This is a genomic window from Streptomyces zingiberis (assembly GCF_012034935.1).
Lineage (GTDB): Bacteria > Actinomycetota > Actinomycetes > Streptomycetales > Streptomycetaceae > Streptomyces > Streptomyces zingiberis.
In genome coordinates this window covers 20533-36764 of the sequence record NZ_JAATEN010000025.1, presented here as the reverse complement: position 1 = coordinate 36764, position 16232 = coordinate 20533, and the positions used below count along the sequence as shown (strand labels likewise).

The window sequence follows — 16232 nt, the reverse complement described above, 5'->3', positions numbered from 1 at the left end:
CGTCTCATCCTCGTCACCCCGGAAGCGGCCCGTCAATGGTTCCCTACAAAATCGATAGGAATTGTAGGGTTGACGGATGCGGCGGGCCCGCCGCTCCGGCCACCGTCACCACCCCCGCGGCGGGCGGACGCCCCGCGGACGGGTCAGCGAGCGGCGCCCGCCCCCGCGAGGGAGGCCCGCGCGCCGGCGCGCTCCGGGGCGGCGGCGCGGTACGGGTGCGACCACAGGCCGCGTCCGGCGAGCCGGGGCAGCACGCCCTCGCCGAACCAGTAGGCCTCCTCCAGGTGCGGATAGCCGGAGAGCACGAACTCGTCGATACCCAGCCGGTGGTACTCCGTGATCCGGTCGGCGACCTCCTCGTGGCTGCCGACCAGCGCCGTCCCCGCGCCACCGCGCACCAGGCCGATGCCCGCCCACAGATTGGGGTGGATCTCCAGACCGTCCCGGCCGCCGCCGTGCAGCGCCAGCATCCGCCGCCGGCCCCGCGCCGCGGCGCGCCGCGGCCGGCGGGCGCGGTCCCGCGCACCGGTCACCGGGGATTCATCGCCGCCCGGTCCGTGACCCGCGGCGCCACCCGGCCGATACTGGACGCGTCCGAGCCCGTCCCCCGCGGGCGGCACGGGCCGTGTCCGGCGGGACCGGCCCCCGGCCGGAAACCGCCGCGGGCGACCGGGCCGGCGGCGGCCCCGGGGGCCGCGCTCCGTACCGGCCCGCCGGACCCCCGGCAGGCCGCCGCCCGCGCGCCAACTGCCCAGGAGTGCCTGTGAAGATGCTGATCAACTCGCCGGAGACCGTGGTCGCGGACGCCCTGCGCGGCATGGCCGCCGCCCACCCGGAGCTGTCCGTGGACGTGGCGAACCGCGTCATCGCGCGGCGGGACGCGCCCGTCGCGGGGAAGGTGGCCCTCGTCTCGGGCGGCGGGTCGGGGCACGAGCCGCTGCACGGCGGGTTCGTCGGCCCGGGGATGCTCGACGCGGCCTGTCCCGGCGAGGTGTTCACCTCCCCGGTGCCGGACCAGATGGTGCGGGCGGCCTCGGCCGTGGACAGCGGCGCGGGTGTCCTGTTCGTCGTGAAGAACTACACCGGTGATGTGCTCAACTTCGAGATGGCCGCCGAACTCGCGGAGGACGAGGGCATCCAGGCGGTCAGTGTGCTGGTCGACGACGACGTGGCGGTCACGGACAGTACCTTCACCGCCGGCCGGCGCGGCACCGGGGCCACTCTCTTCGTGGAGAAGATCGCCGGGGCGGCCGCGGAGGAGGGCGCGCCGCTGGAGCGCGTCGCGGCGCTGGCGCGCCAGGTCAACGAGGCGTCCCGCAGCTTCGGGGTGGCGCTCGGCGCGGTCACGACCCCCGCCAAGGGCGGCCCGACGTTCGACCTGCCGGCCGGCGAGCTGGAGCTGGGCATCGGCATCCACGGCGAACCGGGCCGGGAGCGGCGGGAGATGATGACCGCCGCGCAGATCGCGGAGGTCGCCGTGGACGCCGTCCTGGCCGACCTGGGCGCGGCTGGCGATCCGGTGCTCCTGCTGGTCAACGGGATGGGCGCGACCCCGCTGCTGGAGCTCTACGGGTTCGGCGGGGAGGTCGCCCGGGTGCTCGCGGAGCGCCGGGTGACGGTGGCCCGCACGCTGGTCGGCAACTACGTCACCTCGCTGGACATGGCGGGCTGTTCGGTGACGCTCTGCCGCGCGGACGAGGAACTGCTGCGGCTGTGGGACGCGCCGGTGCGGACCGCGGGACTGCGCTGGGGGTGCTGACCCCGGTGGGCCCGGAGCCCGGTGGACTCCGACCCCGGTAGGTCCCGAGCCCGGTGGGCTCCGAGCCACTCGATGGGTGTCGGGCGGAGGCCGAAGGCCGGGATCGACCCGGACCTGCCGGCCCTTCCTCCGGCCCCCGGTGCCCCGGGCCTTCCTCCGGTCCCCGGGGGCCCCGGCCCCGGGGACCACAGCACGGGCTCGGGGCGTGAGCTCCGGCCCGCAGCGCACGCCCCGGGGACCGGGGGGCCGGCAGACCGCGCAGGTCCGGCGGGACCGGGACAGCCACCCGGCGGACGCCGGCCGGCGTGGTGGGCGGCCCGGCCCGCCCCCGGGCGGCGCACCGAGGCCCGTCCACGGTGCGCGGCCCGGCACGAGCCCTGGTGGCGCGGGCCCCGGCCGAAGGTTGCGCGGGCCCCGGCCGAAGGCGGAGAACCACCGGCCGGGGCCCGCGCCGCCCCTCCTGAACCCGCCTCCCGAACCCGCCTCCCGGCCGGGGCCGCCGCTCAGCTCCCCGACGAGGAGGACGCGGAGCGGCGACGGGCCAGCCACCACGCCCCTCCGCCGCCCAGCGCGAGCAGTACGGCGACCCCGGCCAGCAGCGGGCCGGCCGCGGAACCCTCGTCCTCCTGCTGGGCCCGCCCGGCCTTCTCGGCACCGTCGGAGGACTTCCCGGCGTCCTCGCCGGCCTCTCCCGCGTCCGTCTCCCCGCCGGTCGCGGAATCCGCCGGTGCGGGGGTTTCCTCCGCGGCGGCTCCGGAGGAGGCGGGGCGGAGCGGTTTCGCGCCGGGCGCGGCCGGTTCGAGGTCGAGGGCGGGTGCCGGCTGTTCCGACTCCGCGCCGTCCTCCGGTGTTTCGATCCACCGGGAAACCGCGCCGTCCCCGTAGGTCTCCACGGTCCGGAAGGCCAGCTTCTCCGCGTCCGGCAACTGGCGGACCTCGACCTCGTACACGGCATCGGTGCCCACCGGCAGTTCGGGGCCGGCGACGGCGTAGCCGTCCTTCGTGTGCTTCAGCTTCCATCCCCGGGGCGCCTTCCCCAGTCCGACGTCACCGGGCGCGATGCCCTCCGGGAGGGACACCCTCACCTCGGTGAAGCCGGCGGCGTCGTTCTCCGCCGCGGATTCGAAGGTGAGCGTCACCTTCTCGGCCAGCGCCCGTGGTTCGGAGGCGGTGACATGCGCGTGCGCGGCGGCCGGAGCGGTCTGGACGGTGGCGAACGCCAGGGCGAGCGCGGAGACGGCGGCGAGACGGCCCAGGACGCGCGGGCGGGGCCGGCGCGGCGGGAGGGACCGGGCGGACGACGGGACGGAACCCTGGGGGCACCCCTGGGGGAATCTCTGAGCGGGCATGGCGGAACTCCTCGGATGAGCGGCCGGCGCACCGTGGGGCGGCCGGCACGGGGACTCGACGACCTGGATCGCGGTCCCGCTCCGGTGGGCCCCGGCGCACCACGGCACTCGTCAGGAACTCCCGCCCCGTCACCGGCGGTCCGCCGGCGCGGGCCGGTGGCGCCGGGCGCGGCTCGCGGCGCGGGCGACGGGCCGGGCCGGGCAGCCGGGCGAGGGCGAGGAGGGGGGCGAGCGCGAGGCAGGCGGCGCGCCGTCCCGTGCGGGCGGCCCGGACGGCGGCGGCCGCCGCCGCGTCGGCGTGGTGGAACAGCCAGGCCACGACGAGGGCCGCGAGCAGATGCGCCACCGTCATGGCGGCGGAGACATGCCCGCCGGCCTGCGCCACCTCGCCGGCCGGTGCCGCGTGCGCGAGATGCGCCGGATCCGCCGCGTGCGTGGCGGGGCCGGGGCCCGCTCCGTCCGCGCCGCCGCCGTGCCCGGTGTGCGCCGGACGGGCGGCGACGGCGAGGTAGAGCACCGTGTGCAGCAGTGCCTGGGCGGCGAGGGTGGCCGTCACCACGACGGGCAGGGAGCGCCGCCGGCGCGCCAGCGGCCACACCGCGGCGCACTGCGCGGCGGTCACCGCCACCACCGGCGGCCAGGGCACCGGCCCGTCCAGCACGGCGTGGTGCCCGGCCACCGCGAGCACACCTGAGGTGAGGGCGAACACCGCCGCGCGCAGGGCGGTCACGGAGCGGTTCACGGCCCGGCCGCCGGACGCGGGCACGGACCGGCCCGCTCCGTCGGCCTCACGGTGCCGGCTCGGCACCGAGGGCGCCCGTCTCCTCGATGGTGCCGCCGAGCCGCTCCCGGGCGCGCTCCATGGCCGGCCGGGGGTCGGCGGAGAGCACCCAGCGGTTGCCGACCAGGTAGACGCCCCCGTACATCTGCGCCGTCTCCAGCCAGGCGCGTTTCCCGGTGTCGCTCTCGAAGCTGACGAAGACGTACTCGGCCCGTCCGGTGTCGCAGGTGCCCTGGCGGTAGTCGGCCACGTCGATGGTGATCTCCGCCTCGCACCCGACGGCGGAGGCGAGTTCCGGCACATCGGCCGGGCGGGCCTTCGGCGGCGCGCCCGGCCGCCCCTCGGCGGTACCCGCCCGGCCGGCGGGCTCCTCCGCACCGCACCCGCCGAGCAGCAGGGCGGCGGCAGTGGTGACGAGAGCGGCGAGCGCACCCGTGCGCACATGGCGCGGACGGGGCGGGCGGGGCCCGGCGGGGGATGCCGGTGCCCGGTCGGGCAGTGGTCGTTCCATCACAGGCTCACAACAGGACGAGGGCGGTTCCCGGACGAGGGTCGGTGCACCCGGGGCATACGGCCGCGGCGGGCGGTCCGTTCAATCCGCGGCCGGCGACTTCCGCGGACGGTGAGCAGCACGGCGCGGAACCGCGTATTCCCTGGCGGCGGCGCGCCCCGGGCTCCGGGTGGCGGCGGACGGTGTGGGACCGGGAGAAGGGACGACGTGATCAGAGACCTCAGGGGGCGGAAGCGCGGCGGCGCCCGGACGGCGGAACGGCGCGGCGGGGGCCCCGGACGCAGGGTCCCCCAGCGGCCATGGCGGGGCGGCGCGCGCCGCGTGTGGGCGCTGCTCGTCGTGGTGGGCGCGGTGCTCGCCGCACTGTTCGGCGGGGCGGGGACGGCCGCCGCGCACGCCTCCCTGCGCTCCTCGGACCCGGCGGCGGACACGGTGGTCGCGACGGCACCGAGCCACATCACCCTCACCTTCACCGAGGAGGTGACCCTGACCGACCGCTCCCTGCGGGTCATCTCCCCCACCAACACCCAGGCGAGTGAGGGGACGGCGGATCACGCCGGGGGGAACGCGGCGACCGTCCGGATCGCCCTCCGTGACGGCCTCGGGGAGGGCACCTACACGGTGGCCTGGCATGTGGTGTCCGCCGACAGCCACCCGGCCTCCGGGGCGTTCACCTTCTCGATCGGCAAACCCTCGGGGACCACAGCGGTGGTGGAGTCCGCCGACTCCGGGAACACCACCACGCAAGTGGTGTACGGCGCCTTCCGCTTCGCCGCCTACGGAGGGCTGTCCCTGCTGGTCGGCGGGGTCGCCTTCGCGCTGCTCTGCCTGCGGCACGGACCGGTGGAACGGCCGCTGCGCCGGCTGGTGGTCACCGGCTGGGGCGTCCTGGCCGTCTCCACGGCCGCCCTGCTGCTGCTCCGCGGCCCGTACGAGACGGGCGAGGGCCTCGGCCGGGTCCTGGACCTCTCCGCGCTGCCGGGGACGGTCGCCGGCCGGCCGGGCACCGCGCTGGCCGTCCGGCTGCTGCTGCTCGCCGTGGCGGCCGGTGGCCTGGCGTTCCTGGCCTCCCGGGCGCGGGCGGGCGCGGGAGACCCCCCGCCGGACGGCGGCGCGGCGGAGGACGGCGGTGGCGCGACGGACGGCGGTGGGGTACCGCGGCGCCGCTGGTCCCGGGCGGCCGGGCCGGCCGGCGCGGCCGTGGTCACCGCCGGCCTGGCGGCGACCTGGGTGACGGTGGAGCACGCCTCCGTCGGCCCGCAGGCACCGCTCGCGATGGTGCTGGCCGGGCTGCACCTGGTGGCCATGGCGGTGTGGGCGGGGGGCCTCGCCGCCCTGTGCGTCACCGTCCTCCGCCGGGCCGGCTGCCCGGACGAGCGCAGGCGCGCCGAGGCGGCGGGCCGTTTCTCGGCGGTCGCCTTCACCTCGGTGGTCGTCCTGGTCGTCACCGGGGTCTACCAGTCCTGGCGCCAGGTCGGGGCGGCGGATCTGCTGCCGACCACCTTCTACGGGAAGCTGCTGCTGACGAAGGTGGCCGTGGTCCTCCTCCTGCTCGCCACGGCCGCCGCCTCCCGATGCCTGACCGCGGGCCTGCGCGCCCCGGACCGCGCGGCGGGGAAGGGCGAGGCGGACCGGGCCGGCGACAGCGACAGCGACAGCGACAGCGACAGCGACAGCGACAGCGCGAACGATGCCGGGGACACGGCACAGGCCCCGGCATCGGCCGCGTCCGAGACGGGAAGCCGGCTCCCGGCCGTGCCGGAGCGGGAGGCCGTGTCGGGCCGGGCGGGCGCTCGGGTACCGGAACCGGCCGGGGCCGTCCCCGCGGCAGCTGCGACGAGTGTGGCGTGCGTGACGGGGGCGGCCGGTACCGGGGCACGATCGTCCGGGGCTGGGGTCCCGTCCATCGCGGACAGCGGGACGGTCTCCTCCGCCACCCCGGAAGCCGGCGGCAAGCCCGGCGGCGAAAGGAAGGACGGGGCCGGGGACGGGGACGGGGCCGGGGACGGGCGGGGCGGTGGCCGGCCCCCGGTATCGCCGCTGCGCCGCTCCGTACTGGCCGAACTCACGGTCGGTGCCGCCGTGCTGGCGCTGACCACCGTGCTGACGGGCACACCGCCGGCCCGCACCGTGCTCGACACCAGCCGCGAACTGGCCGCCCAGGGCGCCGCGGTCGCGGTGGTGGACGTGCCGTTCGGGACAGCGCAGGGACGGTTCGTCGCCAATGTCACGGTCGACCCGGCGCGGGTCGGCGTCAACACCGTCCAGGCCGTCGTCATGGACGCCAGAGGCGGTTTCACCGGTGTTCCGGAGATGCGGATCACCTTCACCCACGAGAAGGAGGACGTCGGCCCGATCGACGCGGAGGTGGCCGACGCCGGCGGTTACTGGACGACGAACAGCCTGCAACTGCCGCTGGCCGGGGAGTGGACGATGTCCGTCACCGTGCGGACCTCGGAGTTCGACCAGGTCACCCGCACCACCTCCGTCGAGGTCCGGCAGGCGCCGGCCGGGGGGTGAGACCCCGCCGGGGCGCACGGCCGCGGGTCCGCTCCCGTCGACCGGTGCCCGCCGCGCCCGAGACGGCCGGAGCGGCCGGAGCGGCCGGAGCGGCCGGAGGCACGGTGCGCACCGGACGGGACGGTGCCGCGGTGAACGGCGACGGCGGGACGCGTCACGGGAAGCGAGGGCACCTCACGCCCGTCCCACCACGCGCCGCCGGGAACGGCCTCCTCCCCGCGCCGCGCCCTGGGCGACGGGCCGTTCCCGGCGGGCAGATCACGTCCCTTCACGGCCGGGCGGGGGCCGGGGACGGTGACCCCGGCCGGAGCCGCGCCCGGTCATTTCCAGGTGCGGATCACGACGTTGGCGGCGGCCTGTCCCGGGTCCAGCGTCACCACGTGCGCCGTGCAGTTGACGTCCCCGTAGAAGGACCAGGTCTGGTTGTCCTGGTTGACCACGGACCTGGCGTAGTGCTGGGGGACCCAGCCGCAGACGTGGAAGCGGGGATTCTTGTAGACCCGCATGACCCCTCGGAATCCGGGCTCGGCCCAGAAGCAGACATAGCCCTGCGGACAGCTCTGCACCGCGCGCTCGCGGAGTGACGCCTCACGGCCGTCCGCCGGGCCCGCGTGCGCCGCACCCGTGACCGAGCCGAGCACGGCGACCGCCGCGCCCACCGCGGCGATCCGGCCGGCCTTGCGTCGCGCTTCCCTCATGGTTCTCCCCATTCTCTCGTCCGGGTCGCCGTAGTGCCGGAACGCGTGGGCGGAACGTCCGGCGTTCCGCCCACGCGGCCACCGCTTCTCCGGCGGACACCCGAGGATGTGTCGTTCGTGTCGGGCGGGGCCGGACCATCGTCGGACGCCGGAGGGCGGGAAGGACCACCTCACGGACCAATCCCCCTTTTCGTGGGAATACCAGGACACAGGGACGACAGCGCACAGGGCCGGCGCGGCGCCGACGCGAGGGCGCGAGAGGGGGACACACCCCGCGCCGCGTGCGCGGCGGCGCCGGACGGACCGGAGAGGGAACCGGCCCGGGCGCGGCGAAGGGGCCGCCGGCCGGCAACGCCCTCCGCTCAACGCCCGCGCGTTACCGAAAACTCCGCGTCACGTGATGACACGGGATGGCAAACCGGGAGAAATACTCCTGCAATTGATGGCAAGACCTCTCAAAGCCACTACTTCATGCCGCACCTGGATGGACAATCCCGATGTCCTCGAAACACCCACAGGACCGGAAGGGACCCATATCGTCATGAAGTCCTCACGTCAGCGTGTCGTGTTCGCGTCCGCCGCCGCCACGGCGGCACTGGCCGGGCTGCTCTCCCTCGCCGCCCCCCTCGCTGCGGCCCAGACCTCCACCCCGCTCTCCCCCGCGTCCGCCCAGGGGACGGCACCCGCCTGCGTCGCGCGGGATGTCGTCAAGCAGGCGAAGAAGGTGACCATCCGGAACAACTGCGGCCGGACCATGCACGTCAAGCTGGTCATCGACTGGGGGCCGGACGGCCAGTGCTGGACGTACCGGCCGGGCGAGGCCCGGACCTGGACCTGGAGCCAGGGCTCCTACGGCAAGGTCGTCACCTGCTGACCTCCGCCCTCCCCGGCCGGCACGGCCCCGGCCCCGCGGTGGTGTGCCGCGGGGCCGGGGCGCCGGTGTGGAAGCAGGGGCGGGTGAGGGGCGGGGTCAGGGGGCCGAACGGCGGGGGCGGTCGGACTTCTCCGGCCGCAGGTGGGGCAGGAGCGGCACCGCCTGCGCCGCGGAGTCCGGCGCGGCGGTGGCGCTGATCCGCCAGCCGGAGGAGTCGATCCAGGCCGCCCGCTGGACCAGCCAGTCCTGCATGAGCGTCAGTTGCTGCTGCCAGGTCTGCGTGGTCTGGGTCTGGAACGGTCCGACCTGCCGCGTGTTCAGGTTGGGCCACCGCTGGAAGTTGCGCTGGGCGGCGTTGGTCAGCGGCGCCGCGAGCTGCTGCACCCGGTCGCGGAGCCGGGCGTCGGACAGGACGCCGCGGCGCAGCTCCTGCCAGCGGGTGACGACCTTCTGGTTGAACGACGGGTCCTGCATCAGCCGCAGGAACCAGTCGGTGGTCTGCGGGAACCCGAAGAACGGCTGGAACTGCCAGCCACGCACCGAGTTGGAGCCGGGGATCGCGTTGAAGCCGAGGTCGTAGTCCCACAGCGGCCCGGCGACGAGCTTGCCGCCGCGGTCCTTGTGGAAGTAGGTGGAGCGGATGTAGGCGTCGCCCTGGCGGCTCATCTCGTTGAGGATGACCATGTTGACCACCGAGTCCACGTCGAGGTACGCGGGGTACCCGTTCTGCGGGTCGGAGGGGTTGGCGCCGCGCAGGGAGTTGTGGAACTTCTGGAGGTACTGGGAGAGCCAGGTCAGCTGCTCGGGCCCGAGATCGTCCGGTTCCACGACCTCCAGGTCCGACCAGCAGTTCTGGGTGCCGGCGGGGCAGGGCACCTTCGGCTCCTCGGCGGCGAAGGCGTCGAACTTCATGATGTAGCCGCCGGTGACGGCGGGCTCGGTGACGTCGGTCTTCTTGAGCTTGGCGATGTCCACCCGGTCCGGGGAACGCTTGATGTTCTCGTCGAGCAGGTAGACGCCCTGGTAGTCGTCGGCCGTCAGCGGGTTGCCGTCGAGGTTGAGATACACCTCGACGAAACGGTGGCGGGGTGTCCTCAGGCCCAGTTCCTGTCCCAGGGTGTAGGCGAAGGCGTCGCGGACGAGCGTCTTGTCCGGGAAGGGGCCGCGCAGCACCCAGTCGGAGTCCGCCGGCATGCCCGCCATCGGGTAGTCGGCGTCGTCGTCCTGGTTGTCGCGGAGTTCCAGCCGGTACGGGGCCTTCTCGAACGAGGCGGAGGACTGCCCGCGCAGATGGAAGCCGGCACGGGTGGCCACAGCGGGGGCCGCGCCCAGCGAGGTGGTCCCGCCCTGTGGCTCCATCAGCAGCGCGGCGGCGTCCCGGTAGTCCCGGCCGGGTTTGCCCGCACCGTAGGCGTCCATGACCAGGACGGGCAGGTCGTGGCTGGCGTCGACGGTGCGGGCCACGTAGAGGGCGGTGCCCGGCTCGCCGCTCGCCGCGCCGTCCACGAAGGCCTGGGCGCGGAGCTGCGTGGTGGCGGTGAACCGCAGCGCCGTCCCGCCGTAGAGCGGGGAACTCGCCGTCGGGAGCTGCCCGTTGGTGGTGTAACGGATCTGCGCCCCGGCGACGGAGGTGCCCAGGGAGACGGACACCTCGCCCCGGAACGTGCCGCTCGGTACCGAGAAGGTGATGTCCCCGGTCAGATCGGCCGCCGACCGCTCGCCCGCGCGGATGTCCGCGGGGCGGGCCTCGTCGGGGGAGGTGGCGGCCTCCCCGGTCGACGTGGTGGCGGCCTCCCCGGTGGACACGGTGGAGGCGGCCGGCCGCGCGGACGCGGAGCGGGCGGTGTCCGGTGCGGCCGCGGCGGCGGCATGGCCCGAGAGGCCGGTCAGCAGCAGGGACAGCGCGGCGAGCGCCACCACCGCGCCCCGTCCTCCTGTGCCTCGGGCCGCCCGGGCCGCTCGGGCTCCTGGAGTTCCTGGGCATCCTGCGGTTCCTGGGCGGTGCGGACTTCTGCGGTGCACAGGGCAACACCTCGCATCGTGGGGGGTGGGAGCGGGCGGCGGCAGGGAGGACCGGCCGCCGGGCCGTACGGGCGTACGTCTCGGGGCGCGCCGGACGAGGAGCGCCGTCGCGGTGACGGCGCGGCCGGCCGGTGTCCCGGAGCGGGGCGGTGGCCTGCGCGGGAGCCGCCACCGCCCGCGCTCCGCGGTCAGACGGCGCAGGCGGTGGGGAGGGGCATCGCCGGCCGGCCCGTGCCGGGGGTGGGGTCCGCGCCGCCGAAGCTCCGGCGCAGGGTCCGCCGCCACGGGGTGGCCGGCAGGCCGGGGCGGAGCGCGGCGAGGCCGGTGGCGTACTTCGAGATCCGGTCGGGACGCCGGCCGCTCCGCCACAGCAGGCGGTCCACCGCCGACGCGGTGGAGCCGGTCTTGGTCTCGACCACGGCCACCCCGGGCAGGCTGAGTTCCCGTTCGCCGTCCCGCCAGGTCAGCTCGGTGTCCAGGGTGACGCGGCTGCCGGAGCCGGGGAGGTAGAGCGTGGTGCGGCGGTAGCGGGTGGTCAGCACCGGGGCGAGGGCGAACCGGGCGCCGCCGTCGATGCCGTTCCCGGCCAGGATCGCGTCGACGAAGGCGCGGCCGGGGAGCAGGGTGGCGAAGTCGTCCCGCTCGTACCGCAGGCGCTGTTTGACGGTGGAGGCGCGGGAGCCCCGGGTCTTCACCTCCAGCCAGCACTCGCCGGACTGCTCGTAGAGGCGGGTGCGCACCTTGAAGCGGCGTCTGCGCCGGTGGGCGGCGAGCCGGTAGCTGATCAGGTCCGGGGTGTCGAAGTACAGCGAGCGGTACGCGAAGCGCCGGTCGCCGTCGATCTCCAGCACGCGCGTCCCGGCGGGCAGTGACGCCACCAGGGCCTCCAGGGAGTGGGCGGGCAGCACGTACTTGCGGTCGATCCGGGTCTGGAGCAGGGCGCGGTCCAGCAGTTCCTCCAGCCCGATGGGGTCCAGCGCGTCGAGGGCGGTCGGCCGCCGGGCGGGGCTCACGAGCGCACCGTCAGCGGCGTGGCGGAGGTGGCGGCGGAGCGCGGCGCCGGTGGTTCGCCCTTGGCGGGACGGCCGGTGGGCACGCGGTAGCGCACGTCGACGACGGTGGTGTCGTTGACCAGGTCGAGCCGCTGGACGACGGCCGCGTGCACGCGGGCGCCGAGCGTGGTCTCCAGGTGGGCGACGAGCGCGGTGTGATCGGGCAGCGCGGTGTCGAGCACCATCAGCTGCCGCCGGTAGCTGCGCAGCAGCCGGGGGTGGTCACCCACGGCGAGGGCGACCAGGATGAGGACCATCAGGCCGAGCGAGCGCCACAGGTTGTCGGTGGGCATGGCGCCGAGCACGCCGAGCGCGAGCGCGGAGAAGTAATAGGCGACCTCGTGCTGGTCCAGTTCGGTGGAGCGGAGCCGGATGATGGACAGCACGCCGAAGAGGGCGAGCCCGAGGCCGAGGCCGGTCCCGGATCCGGTGACGCTCAGCGAGCCGGCCACCGCCAGCACCCCCACGTTCACGCCCAGGTAGGCCACCACCAGGTCCCGTCGCCGGTGACGTGGGAAGTACAGGGCGAACACCAGGAGACTCACTGCGGCGATGTCGCACGCGAACAGAAGGGTTCGTGCCATGGCGGGTCCTTAACGTGGGGTGGGGGGTGTCCATACGGTGAACCAGTACCGGCCTGGCGGTGACAAGCACGGTAAATCTGGCCCCCGGTGGGCCGCCATCCAGTTCCGGCCCATCACGATCCGGGAAACTTGCTGGCCACAGGGGTGGACGGCGGTACGGAGAACGGACCGGGGGCCCGTGGACGGGCCGTCGCGGCAGCTCAGCGACCCGGCCACCGGTCCGGGCGGAGCGGTCACCGAGCGGCGCCAACCGTGACCGGAACCGACTCTCCGGGGAAAAGAATTACCGGAACTTTTCCGGAACGGGAGTCGGCCCCAGCGCCCTTGGAGACGTGAACCCATCGCAGATCAGCCCGTTCCGGTGGGAGCGATACCGGTCATTGATCCCGGTGGACGGGAGCGCACGAGGGGGATCGGAACAAGCGCTTACCGGAATTTTTTCGGTCCCTGTGCGGAATTGACGGAGCGTCACACCGGCCCGGTCCGGGTCCGCGTCCCGGCCCCCAGGTCAGCCCCCGTGGGCGCGGGGTCCAGGACCGTCCTTCCGTCGTGCCCGGAGCACGCCCGGGTCGCCCTTCCGGTCACCGGCCCGACTCCCCGGGCCATGGCTGGGCGCCGCGCGGGCGAGCACCGCGGCCACCGGTCCGCGTTCCGGAAATGTTCGCGATCCCCGGGGCAACCCTGCCCGCGGCCCTACAATCGCGAACGACTCCACCGGCCGGGCGGGGGCGCGGAGGCCGGGGCGGGGAAGGGTTTCCCCGGCGCGCGGGCGGCACGTGACCATGCCGCCTCAGGGGAGAACTGGCTGAAGGGCTGAGAAGCATGCCTGCTGGGCGGCACAAGAACGCGCACGGCCCACGCCCGCGGTGGCGGGGCCGCCTGTTGCCGGCCGGAGCCGTGGCCGTGCTGGCCGTGCTGGCGTTCGTCCTGGTCCGCCTGCTCGACCAGCCGCTCGCGCCGCCCCGGTCCCCCGTCATCGAGGCCCGGACGGGCCCGGCGCCCGTCGCCACCACCACGGTCACCGCCCGGCCGCCCGCCGTCACCCCGACCGCCGGACCGTCGGGCACCTCGCCCCGCATCCGGCCGAGCTCCTCGTCCGCGCCGCCGGCGGGCACGCCCGGCCCGACCACCGGGGCCGGCGCGCCGTCCGAAGGGCGGGACGAAGGGGCGGCCGCGACGATGCGCCGGGGCGACGCGGGAGACGAAGTGCTGCGCCTCCAGGAACGATTACGGCAGGTCGGGATCCAGACCGCGCAGCTCACCGGAACCTACGACCAGCCGACCGAGGCAGCGGTGCAGAACTACCAGGCCCTGCGCAAGATCGTGAGTGATCCGCAGGGGGTCTACGGACCGGCGACCCGTTCCGCGCTGGAGGCCGAGACCTGACGGCCCGCCGGCGCGCCGTGCTCCCGGTCCGCGCCCCCGCCTCACCGGCGGGGTGCCGCTACCGGCCCCCGTACCGCCGTCCGCGGACGGCCTCTCCCCCGCCCCCGTCCCGCCCGCCGGCGCCGCCTGGCCGCGGCCGGGTCAGTGCGGCCCCTTCCCGTCGCGGCCTCCCGGACCGCCGCCGCCCCGGGCGCCGTCCCGGCTGGGGCCGCGGCCCCCGTACCGGCCGCCGCCCCCGGCCGCCGATGGTTCCCCGCCGCCGGCCTCCACCGGGCCGAAGACCATCGTCACCCGCGCCCCACCCCACGGGCTGCGGTCCACCACCAGCCGCCCGCCCGCCGCCTCGGCCGCCTTGGCGGCGATGTCCAGGCCGAGCCCGCTGGAACCGCCCGGGCTGGCGCCGCGGACCGCAGCCAGCGCCGGGCTGTCGATGCCCGGCCCGGCGTCCTCCACGACGAGGCGGGGGGCGCCGGAGAGCAGCCCGGCCTGCACCCCGCAGCCGGTGCCGGGCGGTGTGTGCCGCAAGACGTTGCCCAGCAGGGCGTCGAGGGCGGCCGTCAGGTCGTCCGCGGGGAGGTCCACCGGGAGGGGGCCCCGGCCCAGCCGCACCCGGCACTCGCGGCCCTGGGCCTCGGCGAGCGCCGACCAGAACGCCATCCGGTCGCCGACCACCGCCGGCAGGTCGCTGTGCGGCCCGTCGGGGCCGCCGCCCCGGACCGGTCCGCTCCGCGTGGTGCTGATCAGGCTCGTCACCTCCCGGTCGAGGGCGGCGAGCCCCGCCCGCAGCCGGGAGTTGGCGGGGACGGCCAGCAGGTCGGCCTCCAGGCGGAGCGCGGTGAGCGGCGTGCGCAGCCGGTGGGAGAGATCGGCGAGCAGTTCGCGCTCGGAGCGGATCAGCTCGTCGATGCGGTCGGCCATGGTGTTGAAGGCCCGGGCCACGCTGCGCACCTCGCGGGGGCCCTCGGCGGCGACCCGGACCGCGAAGTCGCCCTGGCCCACCGAGGTGGCGGCCCGCGCCAGGTCGGTGGCGGAACGGTTGAGGCGGCGGGCCATCCGGTCGGCGCCGGTCACCGAGGCCAGGGTCAGCGCGCCCACGGCGGCGGCGAGCACGGCCCAGGCGGTGAGCACCCCGTCCGTGCGTTCCCCCTCACGGACCGCCGACTCCACCACGGCCGTGCCGCCCTCCGGCAGCGCGACGGGCAGCAGCAGCACCTCCTCCCGGCCGGGCGGCCGGACCCGCATGGCCCGCCGTTCGCCGGCGGCGCGCGCGGCGTACGCGGCGGGCGCGGGGCAGCGGCCCACCGGGGCGCCGTCGAGGCGCACGCAGGTGGACGCGGCGTCGTCCCCCGAACTGCGCCACGCGGCGCGTACCTCGGCGGGCTGCCGGGTCGCGCCGAGGACGGTGACGAGGGTCGCCGCCCGCCGCTCGGAGAGCTGGTGGGCCCGGTGCGCCGCCTGCCGGTCCGCGAGATAGGCCAGCGGCAGCGCGAAGGCCAGGGCGGTGAGCAGCGCGATGCCGAGCGAGAGCCGGGCGTGCCAGCCTCGTAGCGTCATGTCCCGTGCCACCCCCGTCTTCTCGGGACCGTCTTCTCAGGTCTTCTCAGGTCTGCTCAGGGCCGTCCTCCGGGCCGTGCTCAGGCCGTGCTCAGGCCGTGCTCAGGGCTCCGGCGCCGCCAGCCGGAGCCCGACACCGCGGACGGTGTGCAGGTAGCGGGGCGCGGCGGCGTTCTCCCCCAGCTTGCGGCGGAGCCAGAAGAGGTGGACGTCGATGGTGCGTTCGTAGACGTCGCTGCCGCGCCAGACCTCGGTCAGCAGTTCGCGGCGGGTGACGACGGCCCCCGCGCGCCGGGCCATGTAGGCGAGCAGGTCGAACTCGCGCCGGTTGAGTTCGACTCTCCCGCCGTCCAGCGTGACGGAGCGCGAGTGGAGGTCCAGGACCAGCCCGCCCACCTGTAACCGGGCGGGCGGGGCCTGGCCGGAGCGGCGCAGCACGGCGTGGACGCGGGCGGCGAGCTGCTCGCTGGAGAACGGCTTCACCAGGTAGTCGTCGGCCCCGTCGCGCAGCAGCCGCACGATCTCCGACTCGTCGCTCCGCGCCGTGGCGATGATCACCGGGACCCGGCTGACGGCGCGCAGCATCCGCAGCACCTGGCCGCCGTCGAGGTCGGGCAGGCCGAGGTCGAGGACGACGAGGTCGGGGACGGGCGGCGCGATCCGGCGCATCAGCTCGATGGCCGTGCCGACCGCCGTGACGTCGTACCCGGCCGCGGTCAGCGAGCGGGTGAGCACGTCACGGACGAGGTCGTCGTCCTCGACTACCAGAACCGTGGGCATGCGGGCACGGTAGACGAACTCAGCCGGTGAGACCGGGAGTCGGCGCGGATACGCCGTCATCGGGCCCGGTCCAGCGGGCGATGACGAGTCTCTCCACCTGGAGCGCGGCGCCCCTGCGGTGGCGCAGGGCCGGCGCGCCGGCGGCGCGGTCGAGGGCGGCCCTGCGCGCCAGCCGGGGATGGGACGCCTCGACGACGTAGAGCTGTACGCCCGGCACCCGTTCCCCCGGGTCCTCGCGGAGTGTGGGAATACTGACGATCCATTTGGTCACCTCGGGGCTCCCGTCCGGAAGCGGCCCGGGCGCGGTGACGGGCGGCCGTCGGTCCCTGCGGCACCCTCGCGCATCGGTCCTACCGTCCTCT

14 protein-coding genes and 1 pseudogene are annotated in these 16232 nt (G+C 75.8%); 5 read left to right on the top strand and 10 right to left on the bottom strand.

Features of this window, described 5'->3' with window-relative positions; translation table 11 throughout:
* Positions 1 to 143: 143 nt before the first annotated feature.
* Positions 144 to 497 (bottom strand): annotated as a pseudogene (locus tag HCK00_RS23875) (LLM class flavin-dependent oxidoreductase); the annotation flags it as partial.
* Positions 498 to 763: 266 nt separating this feature from the next.
* Between HCK00_RS23875 and dhaK the strand changes: the two are divergent.
* Positions 764 to 1759, top strand: coding sequence for a dihydroxyacetone kinase subunit DhaK (gene dhaK, locus HCK00_RS23870; protein ID WP_168104107.1), 996 nt, complete (start codon positions 764 to 766; stop codon positions 1757 to 1759).
* Positions 1760 to 2262: 503 nt separating this feature from the next.
* On the opposite strand, the gene HCK00_RS23865 is transcribed toward dhaK, so the two are convergent.
* Positions 2263 to 3108, bottom strand: a complete 846-nt coding sequence (locus HCK00_RS23865; RefSeq protein ID WP_168104106.1) for a DUF1775 domain-containing protein — start codon at positions 3106 to 3108, stop codon at positions 2263 to 2265.
* A gap of 301 nt (positions 3109 to 3409) precedes the next feature.
* On the opposite strand from HCK00_RS23865, the gene HCK00_RS23860 reads away from it, so the two are divergent.
* Entirely contained in the window at positions 3410 to 3802 is a 393-nt protein-coding gene (locus HCK00_RS23860) for a hypothetical protein (RefSeq protein ID WP_168104105.1), read from the top strand.
* Positions 3803 to 3896: 94 nt separating this feature from the next.
* Here HCK00_RS23860 and HCK00_RS23855 read toward each other — a convergent pair whose 3' ends face one another.
* Positions 3897 to 4400, bottom strand: a complete 504-nt coding sequence (locus HCK00_RS23855) for a hypothetical protein (RefSeq protein ID WP_168104104.1) — start codon at positions 4398 to 4400, stop codon at positions 3897 to 3899.
* Between the two features lie 207 nt (positions 4401 to 4607).
* Between HCK00_RS23855 and HCK00_RS23850 the strand changes: the two genes are divergently transcribed.
* Positions 4608 to 6920 (top strand): copper resistance CopC/CopD family protein, encoded by a 2313-nt coding sequence (locus HCK00_RS23850; RefSeq protein WP_168104103.1) that lies wholly within the window; start codon positions 4608 to 4610, stop codon positions 6918 to 6920.
* A 320-nt stretch (positions 6921 to 7240) separates the two neighbouring features.
* Here HCK00_RS23850 and HCK00_RS23845 read toward each other — a convergent pair whose 3' ends face one another.
* Positions 7241 to 7618: a peptidase inhibitor family I36 protein gene (locus HCK00_RS23845; protein WP_168104102.1), complete on the bottom strand. Its 378-nt coding sequence runs from the start codon at positions 7616 to 7618 to the stop codon at positions 7241 to 7243.
* A 541-nt stretch (positions 7619 to 8159) separates the two neighbouring features.
* Between HCK00_RS23845 and HCK00_RS23840 the strand changes: the two genes are divergently transcribed.
* Positions 8160 to 8492 (top strand): alpha-amylase inhibitor, encoded by a 333-nt coding sequence (locus HCK00_RS23840; RefSeq protein WP_168104101.1) that lies wholly within the window; start codon positions 8160 to 8162, stop codon positions 8490 to 8492.
* A 96-nt stretch (positions 8493 to 8588) separates the two neighbouring features.
* On the opposite strand, the gene HCK00_RS23835 is transcribed toward HCK00_RS23840, so the two are convergent.
* The 3 genes from HCK00_RS23835 to HCK00_RS23825 form a co-directional block, all read right to left on the bottom strand.
* Positions 8589 to 10412, bottom strand: a complete 1824-nt coding sequence (locus HCK00_RS23835; protein ID WP_206320823.1) for a CotH kinase family protein — start codon at positions 10410 to 10412, stop codon at positions 8589 to 8591.
* Positions 10413 to 10702: 290 nt separating this feature from the next.
* On the bottom strand, positions 10703 to 11527 hold the full coding sequence (locus tag HCK00_RS23830; RefSeq protein WP_168104100.1) for a polyphosphate polymerase domain-containing protein: 825 nt from the start codon (positions 11525 to 11527) through the stop codon (positions 10703 to 10705).
* Entirely contained in the window at positions 11524 to 12150 is a 627-nt protein-coding gene (locus HCK00_RS23825) for a DUF4956 domain-containing protein (protein WP_168104099.1), read from the bottom strand. The genes HCK00_RS23830 and HCK00_RS23825 overlap by 4 nt, the downstream gene beginning before the upstream one ends.
* A gap of 822 nt (positions 12151 to 12972) precedes the next feature.
* On the opposite strand from HCK00_RS23825, the gene HCK00_RS23820 reads away from it, so the two are divergent.
* Positions 12973 to 13536: a peptidoglycan-binding domain-containing protein gene (locus HCK00_RS23820; protein WP_168104098.1), complete on the top strand. Its 564-nt coding sequence runs from the start codon at positions 12973 to 12975 to the stop codon at positions 13534 to 13536.
* 141 nt (positions 13537 to 13677) lie between these two features.
* Here the strand turns inward: HCK00_RS23820 and HCK00_RS23815 are convergent, their stop codons facing one another.
* From HCK00_RS23815 to HCK00_RS23805, 3 genes are all read right to left on the bottom strand, one after another.
* Positions 13678 to 15090 (bottom strand): sensor histidine kinase, encoded by a 1413-nt coding sequence (locus tag HCK00_RS23815; RefSeq protein ID WP_168104097.1) that lies wholly within the window; start codon positions 15088 to 15090, stop codon positions 13678 to 13680.
* A gap of 102 nt (positions 15091 to 15192) precedes the next feature.
* The gene (locus HCK00_RS23810) at positions 15193 to 15870 is read right to left on the bottom strand and encodes a response regulator transcription factor (protein ID WP_168104096.1); all 678 of its coding nucleotides are present in this window, start codon (positions 15868 to 15870) and stop codon (positions 15193 to 15195) included.
* Positions 15871 to 15889: 19 nt separating this feature from the next.
* Positions 15890 to 16141, bottom strand: a complete 252-nt coding sequence (locus HCK00_RS23805) for a hypothetical protein (protein WP_168104095.1) — start codon at positions 16139 to 16141, stop codon at positions 15890 to 15892.
* Between the last annotated feature and the right edge of the window lie 91 nt (positions 16142 to 16232).